Below are 6,053 nucleotides of genomic sequence, written 5' to 3'. Positions count from 1 at the left end.
ATGCCTGGCTGGCGGTCGTCAAGATCGCGCACTCTTACCTCCCCCACGATGGGGGAGGGCGCGCCCCCCCCCCCCGGGGGGCCCGCCCCCCCCCCCCCCCCGGGGGGGGGGCGGGCGCCCCCCCCCCCCCCGGCGCCGCTCCGCGGCGCGACCTCCCCCATCGAGGGGGAGGTAGGCCGCTGCGCCAGCAGCCGCAGCCACATGTATTGCGCGGTGTTGGTGTCCTGGTATTCGTCGACGAGGATGTATTTGAAGCGCTTGTGGTATTCCTTCAGCACGTCCGGATTGGCGCGGAAGATGCGGATCGGGTGGCAGAGCAGATCGCCGAAGTCGCAGGCGTTCAGCGTCTTCAGCCGCTCCTGATAGGCCTTGTAGAGTTCCCGGCCCTTGCCGTTGGCGAAGCTGCGCGCGTCGCCCTCGGCAATGTCGGCGGGGCCTTGGCCCTTGTTCTTCCAGCCGTCGATCATCTGCGCGAACTGCTTGGCCGGCCAGCGCTTGTCGTCGAGGCCTTCGGCCTGGATCAGCTGCTTGATCAGCCGTACGACGTCGTCGGTGTCGAGGATGGTGAAATCGGATTTGAGCCCGGCCAGCTCGGCGTGGCGGCGCAAGAGCTTGACGCCGATGGAGTGGAAGGTGCCGAGCCACGGCATGCCCTCGACGGCTTCGCCGACGAGATGGCCGATGCGCTGCTTCATCTCGCGCGCGGCCTTGTTGGTGAAGGTCACCGCCAGGATCTGCGAGGGGAAAGCCCTGCCGGTGGCCAGGATATGGGCGATGCGGGTGGTCAGCACGCGGGTCTTGCCGGTGCCGGCGCCGGCCAGCACCAGGACCGGGCCTTCGGTGGTTTCCACCGCCAGCCGCTGCTCGGGGTTGAGGCCGTTGAGATAATCGGGCGCGCTGTTGGGGCCGCTGCGGGCCGCCATGGCGCGCGCGGCTATGCCCGACGGGCCCGCGGGCCGCGCATTGGGTTCGTCGAAAAAGGGCATGTCTTCCGCAAAGCCGGACATCTCCCCCGAATGTAGTGATTCGGGAGCGAAAGACCAGAAGTGTCTACGTTTTGTTCTGCTAAAGTCCCCGATACCGCGGCTCAGGCCTTTCGGTAACCGAGCGCGACGAACAATCGATGTCCGAACGAGCGCGCTTCCTCTGTCATCACCATGCCAAAGGCCGTCAGCATCTGGTCGTAATAGCGGCTGCCCGCGGGTGACGCCAGGAATGTCGAGTACAGTCTGAGATCGCCGAGCGGGAGATCCCGGTACGTATAAGCGCTACCCTGCATGGCATTCTGTTCGATGTTCTGGCGAATTTTCACGGATTGCTGACGCACCAGCACCATGATCTGTTCGTCCGACAGAGGCTTTCCGGCTGCGCCCAGCATCCCCGTAACCATCGCGTAGCTCATGTTCAGCGCTATCGCCTCGCCGGTGTCGACAGCGCTGATATCGTCGATGATCTTGCGGTACAATTCGAGCCGGGCTGGATCCTTGGTCGGAAGCTCGGCGAGGATTTGCTTGCCCTCTGTCTTCTTGCTTTGCCTGCCTTCCGGCCCAGACGACTGAATTTCCAAAGCGGTGACGTGCTTGCCCAACGGGGAAGCGTAAAACGCTGCGAGGTCGGACAGATCGGTGGCCGACAGCCTGTCCGTCATCCGCGATTCGATGGCAGTCTCCATTTTGACTGCGTCGAAGGCGCCTTCCAGCGCGACCGACAAGGCGTCCTGGAAATTTGCCGGTAACTGTTCGGGTATGGATTTCGTGGCTGCGGCGATCCCGGGACCGATGCCCATCAGCATCTCGTGAAAGCCGTTTGCCTTGTTGATCTCGCTCAGCGTCTGTGCCGGCGCGGCCACTGTGCCGGCCGTGAGCGCGACGAAGCTACAGAGGACAAGGACTACGCGCGTCAGAGGCGAGGCGAATGACGTCACTCTGGTTGCTCCTGATGGTTGGTCCAAAGCAGACTGCTGGAAAACCCGGATGCCGGCAAGGCGGGATTGCCACCTTGGCGTGTGGCCTCGAAAAACGCCCTGTTACGCAAGAGAGCCTGCGGCATGGCCTTTTGGTTTCGCAATGGATCGCTCCCCGGCGGCTTGACAGGCACGGCGGCCGGGAGAAGGTTGTACCGCCGGGGGCAGGATTGGCATAGCTTTGCCCATGGCCGCGTCGCGGAATGCGCATCAGTCGAAGGAGTATCGTCTTGGCTGTCGTCATCACCTCCCTCATCCTGTTCCTCATCGGCCTCGCACTTGGCGGCGGCGGCGTCTGGCTCGCGATGCTGGGCGGCAGCTGGTACTATGTCGTCACCGGTCTCGCCTTCCTCATCGCCGCATGGCTGCTCTTCCGGCGCAAATCGACGGCGCTCTGGCTCTACGCGGCGATCGTGCTCGGCACGCTGGCGTGGGCGGTGTGGGAAATCGGCTTCGACTGGTGGGAACTCGGACCGCGCGGCGGCATCATCGTGCTTCTGGCGCTGTGGCTGCTGACGCCTTGGGCAAGGCGGGGCCTGACCGGCCCCGACGCGCGAGCGCCGCTCATTCTGGCCGTGCTCGCTTCGCTCGCCGTCGCCGGTTATTCGATGACGGCCGATCCCAAGGACATCGCCGGCGACCTCAGCGCCGACAAGGTGACGCCGACTGCCGATCTCGGCGGCAACGTGCCTCCGGGCGAATGGCACTTCTACGGCCGCACGCAATTTGGCCAGCGCTATTCGCCGCTCGACCAGATCACGCCCGACAATGTCGCCAAATTGCAGCCGGCCTGGACCTACCAGACCGGCGACGTGAAAGGGCCGGACGATGTCGGCGAAACCACCTACCAGGTGACGCCGCTGAAGGTGGGCGATGCGCTCTATATCTGCACGCCGCACAATTTCGCCATCGCCATCGATGCCGCCACCGGCAAGGAGAAATGGCGTTTCGATCCCAAGATCAAGCTCGACAAGGACCGCCAGCACCAGACCTGCCGCGGCGTGTCCTACTATGCCGATGCCAAGATCGCCGCCGGCCAGCCTTGCGCGACGCGCGTCTACCTGCCGACGTCGGATGCGCGGCTGATCGCGCTCGACGCCGCCAACGGCCAGGTCTGCGCGTCCTTCGCAGAGGCCGGCACGCTCAATCTGTTGACCAACATGCCGTATCCGAAGTCGGGCTATTATTACTCGACCTCGGCGCCGCTGATTGCCGGCGGCAAGATCATCATCGGCGGCGCGGTCAACGACAATTATTCGACGCAAGAGCCGTCCGGCGTCATCCGGGCCTTCGACGTCGACACCGGCGCCCTGGTGTGGAACTGGGATTCCGGCAATCCGGACCAGACAACGCCGCTGGCGGCAGGCCAGACCTACACCCACAACTCGCCCAACATGTGGTCGACGGCGAGCGCCGACGAGAAGCTCGGCCTGCTCTATGTGCCGCTCGGCAACCAGACGCCGGACCAGCTCGGGATGGGCCGCAGCGCCAATGTCGAGAAGTTTTCCTCCTCGATCACCGCGCTCGATCTCGCCACCGGGCAATTGCGCTGGGTGCGGCAGACCGTGCATCACGACCTCTGGGACATGGATGTGCCGGCACAGCCGACCCTGGTCGACATCACCACCGCTGCCGGCGTCGTTCCGGGCCTGGTTGGACCGACCAAGCAGGGCGACCTCTACGTGCTCGACCGGCGCAGCGGCGAGCCGATCATCCCGATCAAGGAAGTGCCGGCGCCGGGCGGCGCTGTCGAGGGCGATCACACGTCGCCGACGCAGCCGGTCTCGGATCTCTCCTTCAATCCGAGGCCGCTGACCGGCGCCGACATGTGGGGCATCACCATGTTCGACCAGCTGGCCTGCCGGATCGAATTCCAGGGCCTGCGCTACGAGGGCCGCTATACCCCGCCATCGGTGCAGGGGTCGCTGGTCTATCCCGGTAATTTCGGCACATTCAACTGGGGCGGCGTCGCCGTCGATCCGGTGCGGCAGGTGATGTTCGGCATGCCGACCTATCTGGCGTTCAAATCGCAGCTCATTCCGCGCGACCAGGTGCCGCCGCCGGATGAGGGGCGCGGCAGCGAGCAGGGGCTGAACCGCAATGAGGGCGCACCCTATGCGGTGGTGATGGGGCCGTTCCTGTCGCCGCTCGGCGTGCCCTGCCAGGCGCCGCCATGGGGCTATGTGGCGGGAGCGGACCTCAGAACCGGCAAGATCGCCTACAAGCACCGCAACGGCACCGTCTACGACATGACGCCGTTGCCCTTGCCGCTGAAGGTCGGTGTTCCCGGCATTGGCGGGCCGATGATCACCGCCGGCGGTGTCGTCTTCCTGGGCGCGGCGGTCGACGACTATCTGCGCGCCTATGACCTGACATCGGGCAAGCAGCTCTGGCAGGCCAGGCTGCCGGCTGGTGGGCAGTCGACGCCGATGACCTACACCGTCGCCGACGGCCGCCAGTTCGTGGTCATCGTCGCCGGCGGCCACGGCTCGGTCGGCACCAAGCCGGGCGACTATGTGATGGCCTATACGCTGCCGAAGTAGCAGCGATGTGACTTAGGTAAGTGATCGGCCCGGCAGATATTCTGGCAATGTCGCGCCGCCCCTCATCTGCCTGCCGGCATCTATACGGGGAGAAGTGCCCGGCAGGGCGATGAGGGGCAGCACCAGCCTTGGTCAGCTTGCGTAAGAGATGGCCTTTTGAAGCTGGGCACGGAGCCCAGTACTTCATTGGTTAGCTGCGGCCCTGTTTCGGCCTGCTGGGTCAGCGTGGTGACGGCCGACGTCGCTCGACGCGGACCTTCACCATCCGAGCGGCGGCTGCGGCAGCAGCGGAGCGCATTGCCAGCAAGGCAGCAACAGCAAGCACGAGCGCGCTTGCAACGATCGGAGTGGACAAGGTCATGGCGTTGTTCCTTCTCGTCGGGCTCGCCGCTACGGGCGAGACCATCATCAGCGTCCTTCCATATTGTGGCGGCACCATCGACATTCTCTGAAATGACCAAAATGTGATGCGCGCGTTCCGCGGGCCGCCGCATCGTTCGAGGCGCAAGCGTCACCCATCCGTGACTGGACCATGAGAGCTTCCACCCTATCTTGACCCTCGAGGTCATCCCGGAATGACCGCGAGGTCATTTCCAGATGACCGTGAGGTCATCTCCTAACGAGGAGCACGCCATGACGAAACCCATCGCCGAAGCCGCTACGCCTGCCGTCAAAGGCCCTGCCATCACCCAGGCGATGATCGATGCCTATGACGAATACACGCATCTGACGCTCGACCGCCGCCGCTTCATGGAGCAACTGACCAGGCTTGCCGGATCGGGCGCGGCGGCGGCCGCGATCGCGCCGCTGCTTGCGGCCAATTCGGCGCAGGCGGCAATCGTCGCAGACAACGATCCGCGCGTGAAGGCTGAAGATATCACCTATTCCGGCAGCAGCGGTGAGATGAAGGGCTATCTGGTCAGGCCGGCGGACCAGTCCGGCAAGCTCGGCACCGTCATCGTGGTGCATGAGAACAGGGGGCTCAACCCGCATATCAAGGATGTGGCGCGGCGCGTTGCGCTGGAAGGGTTCGTGGCGCTGGCGCCGGATTTCCTGTCGCCGCTCGGCGGCACGCCCGCTGACGAAGACAAGGCGCGCGACATGTTCACCAAGCTCGACGCCAGCCAGGTCACCGCCGATGGCCTGGCGACCATCGCCTATCTCAAGGGCGAGAAGGACGGCAACGGCAAGGTCGGTGCTGTCGGCTTCTGCTGGGGCGGTGGCACGGTCAACAATCTGGCGGTCAACGCGCCCGATCTCGCCGCCGGCGTCGCCTATTACGGCATGCAGCCGAAGGCGGAGGATGTGGCGAAGATCAAGGCGGCGCTGTTGCTGCACTATGCCGGGCTAGACGAGCGCATCGACGCCGGCATCGATGCCTACAAGAAAGCGCTCGACGCCGCCCATGTCGAATACACGCTCTATGTCTATGACGGCGTCAACCATGCCTTCAACAACGACACCTCGGCCGCGCGCTACGACAAGAAGGCAGCCGATCTCGCCTGGGGACGGACGGTCGCTTTCCTCAAGGAGAAGCTGGCGTAGGC

5 protein-coding genes are annotated in these 6,053 nt (G+C 64.9%); 2 read left to right on the top strand and 3 right to left on the bottom strand.

Annotated features, from left to right (window positions below):
- Together NKJ57_RS25985 and NKJ57_RS25980 are read right to left on the bottom strand one after the other, a co-directional pair.
- On the bottom strand, nt 1-1,007 hold a 1,007-nt coding region (locus NKJ57_RS25985; protein ID WP_352573784.1), incomplete at its 3' end, for an ATP-dependent helicase.
- Nucleotides 1,008-1,087: 80 nt separating this feature from the next.
- Nucleotides 1,088-1,924 (bottom strand): DUF2059 domain-containing protein, encoded by an 837-nt coding sequence (locus tag NKJ57_RS25980; RefSeq protein WP_352512992.1) that lies wholly within the window; start codon nt 1,922-1,924, stop codon nt 1,088-1,090.
- Between the two features lie 242 nt (nt 1,925-2,166).
- Here NKJ57_RS25980 and NKJ57_RS25975 point away from each other — a divergent pair, with 242 nt between their 5' ends.
- Nucleotides 2,167-4,506, top strand: a complete 2,340-nt coding sequence (locus tag NKJ57_RS25975) for a glucose/quinate/shikimate family membrane-bound PQQ-dependent dehydrogenase (RefSeq protein ID WP_502902058.1) — start codon at nt 2,167-2,169, stop codon at nt 4,504-4,506.
- A 220-nt stretch (nt 4,507-4,726) separates the two neighbouring features.
- Here the strand turns inward: NKJ57_RS25975 and NKJ57_RS25970 are convergent, their stop codons facing one another.
- A complete protein-coding gene (locus NKJ57_RS25970) occupies nt 4,727-4,867 on the bottom strand; it encodes a hypothetical protein (protein ID WP_352512996.1) in 141 nt (46 codons plus the stop codon).
- Between the two features lie 272 nt (nt 4,868-5,139).
- Here NKJ57_RS25970 and NKJ57_RS25965 point away from each other — a divergent pair, with 272 nt between their 5' ends.
- A complete protein-coding gene (locus tag NKJ57_RS25965) occupies nt 5,140-6,051 on the top strand; it encodes a dienelactone hydrolase family protein (protein WP_352512998.1) in 912 nt (303 codons plus the stop codon).
- Nucleotides 6,052-6,053 lie beyond the last annotated feature (2 nt).

This window comes from Mesorhizobium sp. M0077, assembly GCF_040322955.1.
In the GTDB taxonomy this organism is placed as follows: Bacteria; Pseudomonadota; Alphaproteobacteria; order Rhizobiales; family Rhizobiaceae; genus Mesorhizobium.
The sequence above is the reverse complement of the archived record's forward strand: the minus strand, read 5'-3'. Positions and strand labels throughout refer to the sequence as shown.